This window comes from Chitinimonas lacunae, from assembly GCF_042650885.1.
In the GTDB taxonomy this organism is placed as follows: Bacteria; Pseudomonadota; Gammaproteobacteria; order Burkholderiales; family Chitinimonadaceae; genus Chitinimonas_A; species Chitinimonas_A lacunae.
On sequence record NZ_JBHSBU010000001.1, the window covers coordinates 204,247 to 221,274 of the forward strand.

Below are 17,028 nucleotides of genomic sequence, written 5' to 3' on the forward strand. Positions count from 1 at the left end.
AGGAGTGGATGCTGAGTAGAACTAGCTATGGAGCCAACTTGAAGGCTTATGGCTTGAATGAGGCGAAGAGTGGAGGGTTTGCCTGATTATGCATAAATGCATAAAATGGCGATGCCTAAGCGATAAAAATCAGGCATTCCCACCTATTCCACTCATAGAGGAACCCCATGCACGCTCTTCGCCCCACCTTGCTCGCGCTCAGCCTATGCATGCTGAACATGCCGGCCGCCCTGGCCTATTGTCAGCCACGCGGCAACAGCCTCGATGCCTGGATCGACCGACTCGACGTCAACGACCGCCCGCTGACCAGCGGCAACAACTGGGGCTACTACCAGCACACCAAGTCAGCGCCCTTGTTCGCGCAGGGCAACGCGCTATTGCTGACGCCAGGTTTCAAGGCCAGCGCGACCGATCTGTACTGGCGGGCATGGGTTGACTTCAACCGTGATGGCGGTTTCTCCGACAGCGAAATCATCTTTTCCGGCCGTTCTGCCGGTCCGATCACTGCTCGTTTCGACCTGCCCGCCAATCTCCCGAGCGGTGGCCCGACCAGATTGCGGGTAGGCATGGGACGAACGGCCTATCCCGAACCCTGCGCCGTTACCAGCCAGGGCCGCACCTTGCTCGGCGATTTTGAAGATTTCACCGTCTCATTGCCGGGCGAGCCAGACACCCAGGCACCACAGCCAGTCGCCTACCAGCCCGGCGCGACGCAGCGCTTTGTGCCGGTGGAATCCGAACTGAGCATCCGCTTCGACGAGCCGCTGGCGGAGACTTCGATTGGCAGCGATGCCTTGGTACTGCGCGAGGAGGGGAGTCAGGAAGCTGTCCCCGGCAACCTGCGTTTCGATGCCGCCGAGCGAACGCTGCGTTTCAAGCCACAGCAGCCGCTGCGGCATGGCGGTCGCTATAGCGCAGTAATCAGCAGCGACTTGGCCGATTTATCCGGGATTCCGCTTGGAAAAGAATTGAGCTGGCCTTTTGCTGCGGCGCCCGATCCGCAGCAGAATCCGCTGGCCATGACCTGGACTTTTCCAGGTAACGAGGCGCTGGAAGTCGATCTTCGCAGCGATGTAGCGATAAATTTCTCCCGCGATATCGATCCTGCGACGCTCAGCAACGACAATATCCAGTTACTCGACGGCGATCGTCCCATTCCGCTTAAATTCCAATACGACAATTGGACCCGCCAAGCCCGTTTCGCGCCCTTGAGCGGCAATCCGCTCGATTTTGCCAAACGCTACCGCGTGGTAATCGGCCGCGGCGTACAGGACCGCAATGGCTACTCACTGCCGCAAGAAACGGTCTGGTCATTCAATACCATCCGCTACTGCACCTCCACCGGCCTCGGCAGTCCTTACAGTGCCTGGATCAAAAGGGTGGAAATCGGCATGGATACTTTCTCCAATGCCAATACCTATTCCACTGGTTATTACTACGATGCTGCTTACCGGAGCACTGATCTAGGATGGAGCGGCACGCTAGTCCGCCTGCGCCCAGGGACTCCTCAGGACAATCGACCAGAACGGCAACGACCTAATGTGGTTTGGAAAGCCTGGATCGATTGGAATCAGGACAATATTTTCAGCGAGTCGGAGGCGGTGTTGAGTGCAGTCAGCAATGTGCTGGTTCAATTCAACGTTCCGACACCACCCGATGCGAAACCAGGTGAGACCCGGATGCGGGTTGCGGTGAAAGGTGGGTTTGGTAATCCTCCCTACCCAACTGTCTATCCAGGACCGTGTGACCGTCATTCTGAGGGGGAGGTGAGGGATTTTAAGGTGAGATTGAGTAGGTAAGGTTATTAGCCCTGTGCTGCTTGGGGATCTTGGTAGCGCAGGGCTTGGTGGGCTGCGTCTGCGTGCTGATTTGTTTTTAATTCTCAATGGGTTATTTGGGGAAATTAAATTGTCATTTGTATTTTTTGGTGAGGTGATTGGGTTCTCTTGTTGACATTTCCCTTTTTTTCGGCGACTATCGGGAAATTTTCTTTCTCGCTAATTTCTCTTGCTTTTTGGTTTTATTAAAAGATAGAAATCTTCAAATCTAATTTGCTGTTTGGCTAAAAATCTCCATTATTCTTCTTTGCTTCTTTGTTGTGCTTCAAATTTAAGATCACCTTCGCCGACTTTAGGGAGAAAGGGGGGTGAATTCAATTTTGAAGTGCAATTCCAATTAAATGATGGACTTGCGTCATTCCCGTTAGCTTTTCGAATTGTTGCAGCGGCGCCACATAGCCAAACCGCTTTCGAGGACGAGTATTTAAGCGCTGCATAGCAAAGTGAAGGTCGGCCTCTCGCACTTTATCCAAAGGGGATCCTTTGGGAAAATATTGGCGCAATAGACCATTCGCGTTTTCATTGCTCCCCCTCTGCCAAGGGGAATGCGGCTTGGCAAAAAAGAAATCCGCTTCTAATGCTTCAGCAATTTGTTCATGACGCGCAAACTCTGTCCCATTGTCACTCGTAATCGTTTTGACCCACTCCCGAATCGGTGTCAATAAATGGATCATGCCTATCTTGACCGCCTCGGCCGTTTTCTTCGCTAGCGGATAGGTCAACATTAAACCTGTTTTACGCTCGGTCAGCGTTAAGATCGCCCCTGCTTGACCCGCCCCAATCACCGTATCGGCTTCCCAGTCACCCACCCGTTCTCGGCTTTCCACCACCGCTGGGCGGTTCGAAATATCTCGACGATTCATCAGGATGCAACGCTTCACCCCTCGTCGCCATGGACGCCGACGCGGTTGGCGGCGGCGTAGATGGCGCCACAGCTGATTCTCCGGATTGGCATAAATCCACTGATAAATGGCCTCATGACTGATGGCCCGGCCTAATGAAGCCGAGATTTGCTCAGGACTCCAATCTTCTTTTAGCTTGAGCACAACGTCTTGCCACAGAGATTCTTTTATGTACGAGCCAGTTCTTTTCACTTGACTGCTGCGTTCTTGAGCTGTCACGGCTCGATACCCTGGCTGGCCACCGTTTCGCTTGATTTCTCGGCTCACTGAGGACGCGCTTCTACCCAGCAACTCCGCAATCGCTTTTTGTGAAATTCCTTCCCACAACCCTTTTTCTATCTGGTATCGTTCGGCTTGGCTGAAGTGCCTGTAGGAATTCATGGGTTTTTATTTTCTTGGCGGAAAACGGAAGCTCATCCTATAGCACTTCGCCTCCCTCTGCTTTTTTCTTTGCTTCCCGATTGCACTTCAAATTTGAATTCGCCGGGGTGGTGAATTCAAATTTGAATGGCCATCAATGCCGATACCCAGGAAATTCAAGCGGTTGAGATGACCGACCAGCGTCAGGCCGATGGCCTACAGGTCGAGGAACTATTGTCGCAACTGCCACCCGGGACAGTGCTCGGCAGCGTGGGGGGCGACGGAGCTTATGACAGCCGGCGGGTCTCTCGCGCCGTTCAGGCGTGAGGGGCCGAATTGCTGGTTCCTCCTCGCCGGGATGCCCAGCCTTGGCAGGAGCAGACCGACTGGGCAGCCCACCGCAACGACAAGCTGGCCGTGATCAAGCGCGTGGGGCGAGCGACTGCTGGCCCGACATCCCGAACGGCAGGTCGCCGAAATCCACGTACGCTGTGCGATCTTGAATCGCTTCGTGCTGCTGGGCATGCCCACCACGGTGGTTCACCCCTGAATTCCGTCCGGCAAAGGGGGCACTCGACCTGAGATTGGGTTATGCAACAAAGCCCCTTGAAACCAAAACTGAGCCGCCCGGCTTCGAGTTCGACGCTGTGGTAGGTCTGCTCATCGAGCGAGCGACCACGCGGCAGCTGGGTAAGGCAGAGCCTGGGATAGTGCTCGTTCAGCATGGCCAAGGTCACACAAGGCCCCAGCACATCGAAGGCCAGCAGCTTGACCAACTGCTCGGCCTTGGCGAGCCGTATATCGAGGTTAGCCACGCCTTCGCCGCTGGCGAGCACAAACGGTTCGGCGGTCTGGAAGCTGAAATACGGATTGGCCGATTTTTCGCGCAGCGGCAAGGGAATCGCCTGCTGGACTTCCGCCAGCGGTTGGCCGATGTGCTCGCCGAGTTGTTCGACCAGCTTCCAGAAATCGATCGGGACGGGCATTAGAAGCGTCTCCGGAAATCGTGAGCGGGGCGGCTAGCCGTAGCAGCCGCCGAGGTGGGCACCGATGCCGTCGCCCAGCACCATCTTGTGCTGGCCGTTCTGGTGCTCGAACCCGTAGCTGATGCCTTCTTGTTCGAGAAGGCGGGAGACAAAGGCGAAGTCGGATTCGTTGTACTGCACGCAGTAATTGTGCTTGGGATAGCTGGTCGCCAGCCGCTCGATGAATTGGGCAATCGGGTGTTCGGCAAAGATCTGGCGAACGATTTCGGGCCCCGACAGGTTCTGGCAGTCGGTGGTCCGTTGCAGAAACCAGAACCACGGCTGCAGTTCGGCTTGATAAACGTAGTAGCGGCCGTCACGGCCGATCTGGGCAAAGCGAGCAACGCGGGCGTTGACAAAAAAGCGCGGCCGCGGGGCATGGGTATCGAGCCTGACCGTGACGGTCTGGCCGAGCAGGGCATTGGCCTGAAGATTGGCCTCCCGGCTCAACAGCGCGATCTCGTCCATAAACGGCTGGGAGAGCTGCTCGTTCAGGCGGAGCCGGCGAAACCATAGCGCATCCTCGCCCAAGGGCGAGTGGAAGGTTTCGATTCGCTCCATGGCTTCACCCCAGCAGGCAATCGGGTCATCACAAACGATCAGACTTTTCTTCGGTGTAACAAAGGTTTGCCTGCACAAGGCAGTGATCTGACCATGCAGCCATTGCCACTCCAACTAGTAGAAGCCCTGAGGCAGGGTGTTCACGCCACAAACCGCAATAAGTCCGGACGCGCCGGAAAGGCACGCGGACCGGCCCGTCCGGGACCGTGATAGGAGCGCTACTCAGAAAGCGAGGACGGACAGGCAGGAAAGCTCAGCAGTGTGAGGGGAGGAAGTACGCGGAGTCGTCAGCTCGGGTGTTATCCCGTGGCGCCATCGGGTGGGACTACTCCGTCAGCTGCGCCACAGACCTGGGCCCGGCCGCTTTGTTTGGCACGGTAGAGCTGGGCGTCGGCCTGCTGGATCAGCAGGGCCGCTTCGGCTGAGGAGGGCTGGGGTACCATGGCGCTGACCCCCAGGCTGATGGTGACCACCTTGGCTACATCGGAGCATTGATGGGGCAGGGCCAGCGCGCGTACCGCCTTTTCCATGGTCCAGGCCAGCGCCAGGGCGCCGGGCTGGTCGGTGTCGGGCAGGATGCAGGCGAATTCTTCGCCACCATAGCGGGCGACCAGATCGGCACTCCGGTTGAGGCTGTCTTTCAGGACAGCAGCGACTTTCTGGAGACACTCGTCGCCGGCCTGATGACCGTAGCAGTCGTTGTAGCGTTTGAAGAAATCCACATCGGCCATGATCAAGGCCAGCGGTGACTGGCTGCGGGCACAGCGGCGCCATTCGCTGTCGAGCCGCTCGTCGAAATGGCGCCGGTTGGCCACGCCGGTGAGGCCGTCGATGAATACCATGCGGCGCAGTAGATCCGACTGGAACTTCAGGGTGAGCTGGGTACGTACCCGGGCCCGTACCACGGCCGGGTTGACCGGCTTGCTGATAAAGTCGACTGCCCCCAGATCAAGGCCGCGCGTCTCCTCGGCCGGGTCGTCGTGGGCGGTGACAAAGATCACCGGAATATCGCTGGTGCTGCGATCCTCCTTCAGACGGCGGCATACCTCAAAGCCGTCCATGCCGGGCATCACCAGATCAAGCAGAATCAGATCGGGCGGCGTCGTCTGGCAGAAGGCCAGCGCCTGCTCGCCGCTGGTGGCCATGAATACCTCGTGGTCGGCGGCGAATACCTGATAGAGCAACTGGATATTGGTTGACTGGTCGTCAACCACCAGCAGGCGTGGCCGCAAAGTGCGGATATCGCTGAAGCTGGGTAGGATGTTTTGCAGTATCGACATGATCTTCCTCAGATAGCGAAGAAACGGGCGAGCAGATCCTGACAGGCGGCGTGGGCTGCCCCGAAGTCGAGCCGGACCATCGCCTGATCGAGCGGATATGCCGCTTCACCGAGCAGTGCGCCATAGCGCTGCTGCAACTGACGGTGCAGCTCCAGTGCCCGCATATTGGCGCCGGCCAGCAGGCTGGCCAGGGTGTCGAGCAGGCTGCGCAGTTCGTCGTCGACAGCCACTCCCTCGAGCACCGGCGACAGGTTGACACCGGCGGGTGCCAGTTCGATCAGGCCGGCCGAGGCTTCATCGATGGCTTGGCGGATCGTGGCAACCAGTTGTCGCCGCTCGGCCGGATCGAGCGTGATACCCGACTTGAAACGCGCTTCCTCCATGGCAGCCAGACTGGCCAGCCGGTTGGCCCCGACTGTGGCGGCCAGTCCCTTGAGGGTATGGAGCAGATCAATCGCCGGCCGCCGCTCGGTCTGTTCAAGGGCCTGGGCCAGCTTATCGGGCAGCGAAGCGGTATCGTGGCGGAATGACTCGACCAGCCGGTCATAGAGCGCTGCATCGCCGCCCAGGCGGTTGAGCGCCGCAGCGGTATCGATCACTGCCGGCTGAGTGTCGCCAGACGGCGGCAGCACAGGACCCGGACCCCGACCGATATGGTGCTCGATGGTAGCCAATAGATGGGCCAGATCGATCGGTTTGCCCACATGGTCGTTCATGCCGGCAGCAAGGCAGGCGTCGCGGTCGGACGACATCGCATTGGCAGTCATCGCGATGATCGGCAAAGCCGTGGCATCGAAGCGGCGGCGGATTTCGCGGGTGGCGCTGTAGCCGTCCATATCGGGCATCTGGATATCCATCAATATCAGATCGAACGGCGGCTGTGCCTGTTCCACCGCAGTAATGCCACTGCGGCCGTCACCAGCCACCATCACTTCGGCGCCTTGCTGACTGAGCAACTCCTGGGCGACTTGCTGATTGGTCGGATTGTCCTCGACCACCAGAATACGCAGCCCGGCCAGCCGCTGTAGCCGACCGCCATGGCGCACCGGGGCAGGCGCGGCGCCGCCGGCCATGGCGCTGACCATCATCGAGGCCGTGACCGGCTTGAACAGGAAACCATCGAACAGCGCCGGTGCCTGCTGCTGGTAACGGGCCAGCATATCGCGGCCGTGCGCCGTCACCATGATGATCAGCGGTGCTTCGCCTGACTGGCGGCGCAGGCTGCGGGCGGTTTCCCAGCCATCCGGGCTTGGCATGTCCCAGTCGATGAATACCGCCCGGTAAGGCTGGCCGGCCTCACGGGCTGCGGCCACTTCGGCCAGTCCCTGCTCGCCGTCGGCCACGGCGGTCACTTCCCAGCCCAGCGAAGTGGCCATGGCCGCCAATAGTTCGCGCGCCGTGTCGTTATCGTCGACGATCAGCACCCGGGGCGAGGTCAGTGCGGCCTGCGGCAATGGCTGCGGTGGTGGGGCCTGATGGTCGATCAACAGCGGCAAGGTAAACGAGAACTCGCTGCCTTGCCCCGGCGCGCTGACCAGGGTCAGCTCGCCCCCCATCAGCCGCACCAGCCGCTGACTGATCGCCAGACCGAGGCCGGTGCCGCCGAAGCGGCGGGTGGTGGAGGACTCGGCCTGGGTGAAGCTGTCGAAGATATGGCGTTGCTGCTCCTGATCGATCCCGATGCCCGTATCGCGCACGCTAAAGCGCAGTTGTACCGTCTTGGCATCGTTGCCGACCTGGCGCAGGGACAGCACCACTTCGCCGCGCTCGGTGAACTTGATGGCATTGCCGGCCAGATTGAGCAGCACCTGTTGCAGGCGCAAGGCATCGCCGATCAGCCGACGCGGCAGGTCGGGCGCGACGTCGTAGAGCAGCTCGACCGGCTTATGGCCGATGCCCGGGGTCAGGATCACACCGAGGTCGCACAGCAAGTTGTCGAGATCGAAGGCATAGGTCTCCAGCGTGATCTTGCCGGCCTCGACCTTGGAGAAATCGAGGATATCGTTAAGGATGCCCAACAGGGTCCGGGCTGCCACCTCGGCCTTGTCGGCGTAGTCGCGCTGGCGGACGTCGAGTCCGGTCTGCTGGATCAGTTGCAGCATGCCCAGGATTGCATTCATCGGCGTGCGGATTTCATGGCTCATATTGGCCAGAAACTGGCTCTTGGCCTGGCTGACCTGTTCGGCCTGATGTTTTTCGGCCTGGAGCCAGGCTTCGTATTCCTTGCGGCCGGTCACATCGTGGCCGATGCCCAGGTAGCCGATCAGCTCGTCGTCGGTCGAATGCATGGCGGTGACGATCAGCGAGACGGTGAAGCAGGAGCCGTCGCGGCGGCGATAGGTCCATTCCCGCTGCTCGGCACCCTGGCGCAGCGACTGGGCGATCAGCACCTCGAAACCTTCGACCGGACGGCCGAGTTCGCTCGACAGCTCGCGGCCACGGGCAGCGATTTCTTCGGGCAGATGGAGGACCAGCGGGGTGCAGCAGGCAATCATCTCCTCGGCCTGGTAGCCCAGCAGATGTTCGGCGCCCTGGTTGAACAGGGTGATGGTGCCTTCGAGGTCGGTGGCGATGATCGAGACTTCCGATGCCGAATCGAGCACCGAGCGCAGCAGCGCCGTGGTGCGGCGCAGGCTCTCCTGGGCCAGGCGGCGCGCGGTGACATCCATATGGGTGCCCGACACCCATTCCGGCTCACCGTCAGCGGTCCATGACCAGACCCGGCCACGCCCGAGTGCCCAGACCCAGTGACCATCGCGATGACGCCAGCGGCTTTCGCACTCGCACAGATCACTGTCGCCTGGCCGGTGCTGGGTCAGCATCGCCTGCATATGGTCGAGGTCTTCGGGGTGGGCCAGTTGTTCCCAGGTGGCGATGCTGACCGGTTCGAGCTCTTCGAGCTCATAGCCGACGAGATTGGCCCAGCGGGTATCTAGCCGCAGCTCGCCGGTCTGGATATTCCATTCCCAGGTGCCGACATGGGTGCCTTCGAGGATATTGGCCAGCCGCTGCCGCTCGCGCTGCAACAGGGCCAGCGTCTGCTTCTCCTCCGAGATATCCTGGCTCTGGGCAATGTAGTAAAGCGGCCGGCCCAGCATATCGCGCACGGCCGACACCGACAGCCGGACCCATACCGAATGGCCGGACTTGTGCAGATAGCGCTTCTCCATGTGATAGCTGTCGCGCAGCCCGGCATCGAGTTCGGTCAGCAGCTTCAGATCATCGTCGAGGTCATCGGCATGGGTGATGTCCTGTACGGTCAGCCGGTACAACTCCTCGGCCGAATAGCCGACGATGCCGACCAGGGCGGCATTGACCTGCATGAAGCGGCCATCGATGCCGACCAGGGCCATGCCGATGGCCGCCGATTCGAGTGCCGACCGAAAGCGTTCCTCGGCTTCGCGCAGCGCTGCCTGGGCTTCCTCTTCCTCGGTCACATCCTCGGCCGTACCGATAAAGCGCACCGCCCGGCCTTCCTGGTCACGGATTGCCTGCCCTTTGGTGTGGATGGCGCGGATCCTGCCGTCGCTGCGCCCGATCCGGAAACGCAGATTGAGCAGGCCGTCACTGGCGGCGGCGCTCTGGACCGCCCGGTGGGTCTGCAGCGCTTCCTCGGGCAGGATGGTGTCTAGCCATTCCTGGTAGGTGGAGCGGAAATCGGCCCGTGACTTGCCATAGATGGCCAACATATTGTCGTCCCAGTCGAGCCGGCCGCTGGTGACCTCGTACTCCCATACCCCGACCCCCGCCGCCTCGGTGGCCAGGCGCAGTCGGGTGGCGCTCTGGCGCAGCGCCTGTTCGGCCTGGAGCCGGTCGTGGATATCGCGAAACACCAGCACTACCCCCGAAATATGCCCTTCCTCCCGGGTCGGGGTCAGGGTGAGCGATACCATGGCCTGGCCGCCACCGGCGGTGGGCAGCGGGATTTCCTCGCGGGTCTGTGCCTTGCCGTCTTCGAGTGCCTGGGAGATCAGCTGGGCCAGCGGTGCGGCACGTTGCGCCAGCCAGTCGAGCAGTTCGGGCAACTGCTCCCAGCCGACCAGCCGGCGTGCGGCATGGTTGGTATAGGACAGGCGGCCCTGGCTATCGAGCCCGACCACGCCTTCCCCGGCGCTGTCGAGGATCAGCCGGTGGTCGGCGTTAAGCTGCTCAAGCCGGCGCTGGCGCCGTTGCAGCAGCAATAGGCCGCCCATGGTCAAGGCGGCGACGACGGCATAGATCAGCAACTGATTACGCAAATCCTCGCGCCACGGTTGCAGCGCCTGGTCGAGATCGCGCCCGACCAGCACGATCAACGATTTGTCCATCCGCAACTGGGCAGGCTGCACAGTGCTTTGCGCCACCAGCCGTACCGAACCATCGAGCGGTACGCGCAGCATCTGCACATCGGGCCCGGCCTCAGGCAGGCGCGGCAGGCTTTGCGAGCGCTGCGGCATCAGCAGGAACAGCCGGCCGTCGCTGTGGACCAGCGCACTCCACATATCGCTCGTATAGAGCACCGAAGACAGCAGGGTCTGGAAATAGTTGGTATCGAGACTTGCGATCACCACCCCGGCGAAATGGCCCGATCGATCCTGGATGGTACGCGACAGACTGATGGTATAGGCCCCATCGCGGCGGCTGCGGAACGGCGGCGAGACATAGAGCATGGCCGGGTCACGCTCTCGGGCTGCTTTGCTGAAGGACACCCGCGTCTGGACCTGTAGGCCGATCAGGTCGCGATGGCTGGCTGCCACCACCGTGCCGTCGCGGTTGACGATCACCAGATTGCGCAGCCCCTGCATGGTGTTGAGATGTTCTTCGAGATTGGTGTTGAGATGCGGCAGCAACTGTTGCGCATGGAGCGAGGAGGCACCCTGGCGCAGATGGCGCAGTATCTTGTCGGTCAAGTAGAGCTGGTAGTTGAGGTTGCGCTCGATCACCCGGGCCTGGGTCATCAATTGGGCATGAGCGTCACGCTCGGTATTGCGGTAGGACAGATAGAGATTGCCGCCCTGGCTGAGCGCCAACAGCACCAGAAACAGCACAGCGACCACCCACTGGCTTAAATATTGGTGGTCGCGTAGCAGCCGGGCCGGGGTGGCACGGCGAGCCAATGGCGGATTCATGGCTGATCCGCCACCGGTTCGAACAGGGCACTGGCCGTGGCGAAATCGAGCTGGTCGATGGCCGTGTCGAGCCGGGCGGTACGTTCTGCTCCCCATTGATCAACCAGACCGGGCCTTAATTCCTGGTACAGCCCCACGGCAGCCAGATTCTGTTGATGGAGCAGGATGCGCAGTTGCCTGAGCTGGTCCGGATCGAGCGGCGTCATCGGGTGCTCGGCTTGTGGTGCGGTGCTGGCATGCCACTGCGTCAGCGCTGCCAGGGTCTCGACCAGATCGGCGTAGGCGCGGTCGATCAGCCGATTGACCGCCTCATCGCGCCCTTCGCGCAATGCCTGTTCGACCGCTGCACTCGAGGCCACCAGCCGCTCGGCGCCGATCGAGCCCAGGCTGCCACGCAGGGTATGGAACAGCATCGCCACATCCTCGCGCCGGCCTTCGAGCCAGGCGGCGCGGGCATTGTCGATCGGGGCGGTGCCACGGGCGACGATATTGGCGACCAGCTCACGCAGCCCATTGCCCAGCGGGCTGGTCGGGTCGAACTGGCCCAGCAGCCGCTCCAGACGCAGCACCACGGCTTCATCGGACCTGGGCGGCTCGGGCTCGGGTGGCGCAGCGGTTTTGAGCCGGCTGCCCGGCAGATAGCGCGACAGGGTCAGGAACAACTGCCCGGTATCGATCGGCTTGGCGATAAAGTCATCCATGCCGGCCGCGCTGCAGGCGGCCCGTTCGGTCATCAATACCCCGGCCGACATCGCCACGATGGGCAGCAGCAGACCCAGATCGCGCCGGATCAGCCGGGTAGCCGTAAAGCCATCCATGACCGGCATCTGCACATCCATCAGCACCAGATCGAAACGGGCCGGTTCATGGCGCAGCCGCTCGAGCGCGGCGGCGCCGTCGCCGACCACTTCGACGCTGAGGCCGATCCGGTTGAGCAAGGTGATGGCCACGGTCTGGTTGAGGGCATTGTCTTCCACCAGCAGCACATGGCCGTGGAGTTCGGCTTCGGGCATCGACTGGGCCGGCTCGACCACGCTGCTGCCAAGTCGCAGCTCGTGCAATCGCTCATAGAGTGCGCCGCGCGTCACCGGCTTGACCAGAATGGCGTCGGCGCACGAGCTGTCGGGGCGGTCGCGCTGCGGGTCGGGCGTGGCAAAGCCGTCGATCAGCCACAATACCTGGCAGCCCGCCAGACGCCGGTTGGTGCGCAGGGCACGGGTACGGGCGAACAGATTGAGTCCTTCGACTGCCCCGTCGAGCACGACCACATCGGGCGGCTGCGGCAGCGCTGCCAGGGTGGTGTCGATCCGGTTCGGGTCGGACAGCGCGATGACCGTCCAACCCCAGCTATGCAGGTTGTCGCACAGGCAGGGCAGGCCGCTTTGGGTCGAGATGGCGAGCACGCTGAGGTCTCTGAGTGCCTCGACTGGTTCCGGATAGGTCTGCGCGGCCACTTCCAGCGGCAGATCGAGCCGGAATTCGCTGCCCTGGCCCGGTGTGCTGTCGACCTCGATGCGGCCTTCGAGCATGGCGGCCAGACGCTGGGCGATGGCCAACCCCAGCCCGCTGCCGCCGAAGCGGCGGGTGATCGAGCTGTCGCCTTGCGAAAATGGGGAGAACAGCCGGGCCTGCTGCGCCGGCTCGATGCCGATGCCGCTGTCGCGCACCCTGCAACGCAGCCAGCGACGGCCATCGTGTTCAACGGCCGACAGGCGCAGGACCACGCTGCCCTGTTCGGTGAACTTGATGGCGTTGCTGCATAGATTGGTCAGGATCTGCTGGATACGCAGCGGGTCGCCGAGCAGCCGGCACGGCAGCTCCGGCGCCACTCCCACCGCCAGATCGAGCCGTTTCTCGCCGAGGTTGAGCGCCATCACGGCCGCCAGTGCCTCGACCACTTCATCGATTTCGAACGGTTCGCGCACGACATCGAGCCGACCGGCCTCGATCTTGGAGAAGTCGAGAATATCGTTGAGGATGCCCAGCAGTGACTGTCCCGCCGAGCGCATCATCGCCAGATAGCGCCGCTGCTCGCCGTCGAGCCGGGTGTCGGCAAGCAGCTCGGCCATGCCGAGCACGGCATTCATCGGCGTGCGGATTTCATGGCTCATATTGGCCACGAACTCGCTCTTGGCGCGGCTGGCCGCTTCGGCGGCCTCCTTGGCCTGGGCCAGCGAGGCATTGAGCTGCTGCAGCGCCAGTTCGTCGGTCTTGCGGGTCGAGATATCGTCGAGCTGGATAATCAGCTCAGGCGGGCGGTCGCCGCTATGGTCGAGCAGCGATACCCGCACCTGGCCCCACAGGATCGAGCCGTCACGGCGCACATAACGTCTTTCCTGCTCCAGATAGCGGAGTTCTCGGCCCAGCAGGGCCTGAAGCTGATTGGTCGAGCACGGCGGATCGTCGGGATGGACCAGTTCGGCCGGCGTCTTGCCCAGCAGCTCGGCGGGCGAATAGCCGAGCATCCGGCACAAAGCGTCATTGACTTCGGTCAGCCGGCCGCGCAGATCGGCCAGGGCGAAGCCGGTGGCGGCACAGCGCAGTGCACCCTGAAAGCGCCGTTCGCTGTCACGTCGGGCGCTGTCGCGGTGGCGGCTTTCCTCGCAACTGGCTGCCAGCACCAGCGGCAGCACAACGGTCAGCAGCAGCGGGATATAAAGCTCCAGGATCTGCCAATCGCTGGTAAAGGGCGGCGGGACAAAGCTGCCCAACGCAATCAGGCCGGCGCAGGTCAGCGTGCCGGTGAGTACCACCAGGGCCGTCTCTTCCATCGGCCGCCATGCCGCGACGATGGCCAGCGGCACGATGGTGTAGACCAGCGGGAACGGCAGGTATTGCAGCACCAGAATATCGAGCGCCACGGTAAAGCACAGCAGTGCCACCAGTTCGAGGCTGAAGCGCTGTGATGCATTGGGACGCAGCAGCAATAAGGCCACCGGCAGAAAGGCAACCTGACCGAGCGCCGAGCCGGCGAACCAGGCCGGCCATACCTGAGCGATCGGCGTGCCCTGGAAATTGAGTACCAACGTCCCCAGGGTGGCCGCGAGCGCAGCCGGGACGATGCCGCCCAGCAACAGCAGTTTGATCAGCGCCAGCGGTTGGTGGTCGAACTGCTGCCAGTCGCGGTGGCGCCGGATCAACAGTGCCGAAGCGGTCGATTCGAGCAGCGCTGCCGGCAGACAGGGCAGGGCCTGGAGCAGCGGCGACTGGTTGAACAGATGGGCCAGCAGATTGGCGGTAAGCCCAGCCCCCAGCAAGACCGGCCAGCGTTTCGGAGCGGTATAGACCAGACAGGCGCCAAGCCAGGCATTGGCCAGCCAGAGCGTGGCCAGATTGCCCGGCTGATGCGACAGAAACAGCGCCGCCAGCGCCAGGCCCAGATAGCCGAGGCCGCATAGCAGCGGCGGGACGGCTCTGGCGGGAGTGGCGGTGTAGAGAAGATCAGACGTCATGATTGACCGACAGATAGCGACGCCATTGCGGCAACAGCAAGACCAGGCCGGTGGCGATCAGGCCAAGAGCGAGCAGGGTCGGTCCCCAGGTTTCGCGCCAGGTGCGGTTCTCCGGTGGTGTCGGCAGCCAGCGCAGCAGCAGCGACTGCTTGCGTTCGGGCGGAATGGCCCGCAGCGCCCGCTCCAGCAGACGGCCGAGTTCGGGCCAGTCCTTGCGGTAGGCAAAACTCAGTCGATAGTCGAAACCGACTCGCCGCCCCAGTTGCAGGTCGCTCCAGCCATGGCGCCGTTGCAAAAAGGCAAAGCTGCCTTCGTCGGCCACCATCGCAGCCACTTCGCCACTGCGCACCGCGCGCAGCCCTTCCTCGTCGTTGCTGACCGGCTGCCAGCGGATAGCAGGATAACGCTCGCGCACGAAATGCTCGACGGCATAGCCCCGACCCACGGCAACTCTCTGTCCGCTCAATTGGGCCAGGGCGCCGGGGCCGTCCGAGTTGGCGCGGATGATAACGCTGGCCGGCACCGCGACATAGGCCGAGGTGAAGTCGAGATAGGCGGCCCGCTCCGGGGTCGGGCGCAGGGAAGTCAACAGATCGACCCGACCCTGCCGGGCCAGCTTGAGATTATCGTCAAGCGGCTGGGCCGGCAGGGCTTCAAAGCGCAATGGCACCTGTTCGGCCAGCAGATGGAGCAATTCGATCGACAGCCCAGCCGGCTGACCCTGCGGATCGAGATAGACAAACGGCCCATAATCGCGCTCCGGTGCATAACGAATGATGGGGTGACGAGTGACCCAGCCTGCCTCATCGCCCGTCAGCACCAGTCGTGTCTGTGCCAACGCGCCCAGAAAAATGGACCCGCATGCGAGAACCACCAGGCCGGCAGCCAGCTGGCGCGGGAAAGCAGAAATACGGGGCATCGGGAGCAGGGACGATTGAAAGAGTTTCTACCGTTATAGCTGCTTGGCTTCCAGGCAAGGGACTCGTCCACCAAGCAGTCCGCCAATCGGCGCCAAGGCAGGCTTGGTAATATTTCATAAAGAAATGTGAAAGTCATCTTCAAGTAATAGTGATCTATTAATAAGAATATTAAACATTCATGCTTGACGCGCTGTTGGGTTTTCCAACAGCGTGCAATCGGCACTGTCGTCCATCAACCTCAGTGCAGTTTCTCGGTCTGTCTCCCATCCCCACTCTGAAAGGACCACCCATGGCCTCGCTTCATACCGCCGAAATCCTGTGGCAGCGCGGCGAACAGGATTTTCTCGACAACCGCTATAGCCGACGCCATCTGTGGCGCTTTGACGGTGGCAGCGAAGTGATTGCTTCCTCCTCGCCCTCGGTGGTGCCGTTGCCGATGTCGGAGGCGGCCGCCGTCGATCCCGAGGAGGCTTTCGTGGCCTCGCTGGCGAGCTGCCATATGCTGTGGTTTCTGTCGATTGCCGCCCGGCAGGGCTTTCGGGTCGAGTCTTACCGCGATGCCGCAAGCGGCAAGATGGGCAAGAACGCGGCCGGCCGGCTCTTCGTGGCGACCGTCACGCTCGCCCCCGAGGTCCGATTCTCCGGCCCCCGCCTGCCCAGCTGGGCGCTGGTCGAGCAGATGCATCACCAGGCCCACGAATCCTGCTTTATCGCCAACTCGGTCCATACCGAAGTGCGTTGCGAACCGGTCCGCCACGGACAGTAGGGAAAAGAGGAAAGAGGACGGTAGAACCTCTCCAGCCAATTCGGCCTCAGCGTGTCCGGACCTCAAAGCGCAGGCATACAGCGCTCCATCAGGCTTGGCGGCGACCCCGATTCAAATGGAAATGCGCTAGCTGCCATCCTCTCCCTGTTTGCCTCCCGTACGGCGTCTCATCAACCTGGGCTGCAAAGCGGTCGCTGTGCTGTCTTGGTGACGCGAAGGCGGACTATCGCCTGTGGCTTGAGGGAGGGGTGAAGGTAGACGCCAGTTTCAAGGAGAAGCGCCACGGCCTCTCCCTTGGTTCCGAGTGATGGTGCGGGACAGTTCGCCTGTCTGTCCCTGTTCCTTCGCTGGTGGTTGAGGCGGCTGCATCGGACAGGGCATTTCCACCATCGACCGGTGCTTCTGTGTGTGGCCAACCCACCAATAGAAACAAAAACTTGTAGTGAAGATGGGCCGAAATTTTATTGTCACCCTAAACTGCTGATGGCCTGCTGACGACCTATTGGGTAGAGGGCGACTTGCTCGTCACGCTGCCATCGGGGCGCAATGCCCCTTCGATAGCCGCTTTCATGCCGACCTGATCGGCGACTTATCCCAAGGTGAAACAGCAGTTCTATGCAGTCTGGTGTGTCTCTTTCCTCGTATTGCGTCCGGTATGGGTCTTTGCACGCGGCCGCCGATTCGGCGGCCGGGCGTCCCCTGTTTTCCGCAGCCCCTTTCTGTGTGCCGACTGGCGGCCTACTTGCTGAGGTCTGCCAGTAGTACAGGGAAATTAATTCCTTTTCTCTTGATCAAAGCACCAATCCTTGCAGTCTG

The 17,028-nt window shown here is 61.7% G+C and carries 10 protein-coding genes; 3 read left to right on the plus strand and 7 right to left on the minus strand.

Annotated features, from left to right (window positions below; all coding sequences use genetic code 11):
* Positions 1 to 167 precede the first annotated feature (167 nt).
* Positions 168 to 1,799: an Ig-like domain-containing protein gene (locus ACFOW7_RS00915; protein ID WP_378160046.1), complete on the plus strand. Its 1,632-nt coding sequence runs from the start codon at positions 168 to 170 to the stop codon at positions 1,797 to 1,799.
* A 353-nt stretch (positions 1,800 to 2,152) separates the two neighbouring features.
* Here the strand turns inward: ACFOW7_RS00915 and ACFOW7_RS00920 are convergent, their stop codons facing one another.
* Positions 2,153 to 3,121 carry an IS30 family transposase gene (locus ACFOW7_RS00920; protein WP_378160048.1) on the minus strand — a complete coding sequence of 323 codons (969 nt, stop codon included), beginning with the start codon at positions 3,119 to 3,121 and terminating at the stop codon, positions 2,153 to 2,155.
* 126 nt (positions 3,122 to 3,247) lie between these two features.
* On the opposite strand from ACFOW7_RS00920, the gene ACFOW7_RS00925 reads away from it, so the two are divergent.
* Positions 3,248 to 3,427: a hypothetical protein gene (locus tag ACFOW7_RS00925; protein ID WP_378160050.1), complete on the plus strand. Its 180-nt coding sequence runs from the start codon at positions 3,248 to 3,250 to the stop codon at positions 3,425 to 3,427.
* Here the strand turns inward: ACFOW7_RS00925 and ACFOW7_RS00930 are convergent.
* From ACFOW7_RS00930 to ACFOW7_RS00955, 6 genes are all read right to left on the minus strand, one after another.
* Positions 3,418 to 4,086: a hypothetical protein gene (locus tag ACFOW7_RS00930; protein ID WP_378160052.1), complete on the minus strand. Its 669-nt coding sequence runs from the start codon at positions 4,084 to 4,086 to the stop codon at positions 3,418 to 3,420. The two genes, ACFOW7_RS00925 and ACFOW7_RS00930, sit on opposite strands and share 10 nt — an antisense overlap.
* A 33-nt stretch (positions 4,087 to 4,119) precedes the next feature.
* Entirely contained in the window at positions 4,120 to 4,686 is a 567-nt protein-coding gene (locus tag ACFOW7_RS00935; RefSeq protein WP_378160055.1) for a type VI secretion system Vgr family protein, read from the minus strand.
* A gap of 299 nt (positions 4,687 to 4,985) precedes the next feature.
* Positions 4,986 to 5,966: a diguanylate cyclase gene (locus ACFOW7_RS00940; RefSeq protein WP_378160057.1), complete on the minus strand. Its 981-nt coding sequence runs from the start codon at positions 5,964 to 5,966 to the stop codon at positions 4,986 to 4,988.
* Between the two features lie 8 nt (positions 5,967 to 5,974).
* The gene (locus ACFOW7_RS00945) at positions 5,975 to 11,074 is read right to left on the minus strand and encodes a PAS domain S-box protein (RefSeq protein ID WP_378160059.1); all 5,100 of its coding nucleotides are present in this window, start codon (positions 11,072 to 11,074) and stop codon (positions 5,975 to 5,977) included.
* Positions 11,071 to 14,526, minus strand: a complete 3,456-nt coding sequence (locus ACFOW7_RS00950) for an ATP-binding protein (RefSeq protein WP_378160061.1) — start codon at positions 14,524 to 14,526, stop codon at positions 11,071 to 11,073. The genes ACFOW7_RS00945 and ACFOW7_RS00950 overlap by 4 nt, the downstream gene beginning before the upstream one ends.
* Positions 14,516 to 15,364, minus strand: coding sequence for a transporter substrate-binding domain-containing protein (locus tag ACFOW7_RS00955; protein WP_378160063.1), 849 nt, complete (start codon positions 15,362 to 15,364; stop codon positions 14,516 to 14,518). Before ACFOW7_RS00955 ends, ACFOW7_RS00950 begins: the two co-directional genes overlap by 11 nt.
* 371 nt (positions 15,365 to 15,735) lie before the next feature.
* Between ACFOW7_RS00955 and ACFOW7_RS00960 the strand changes: the two genes are divergently transcribed.
* Complete coding sequence (locus tag ACFOW7_RS00960; protein WP_378160065.1) at positions 15,736 to 16,212, plus strand: OsmC family protein; 477 nt, start codon at positions 15,736 to 15,738, stop codon at positions 16,210 to 16,212.
* Positions 16,213 to 17,028 lie beyond the last annotated feature (816 nt).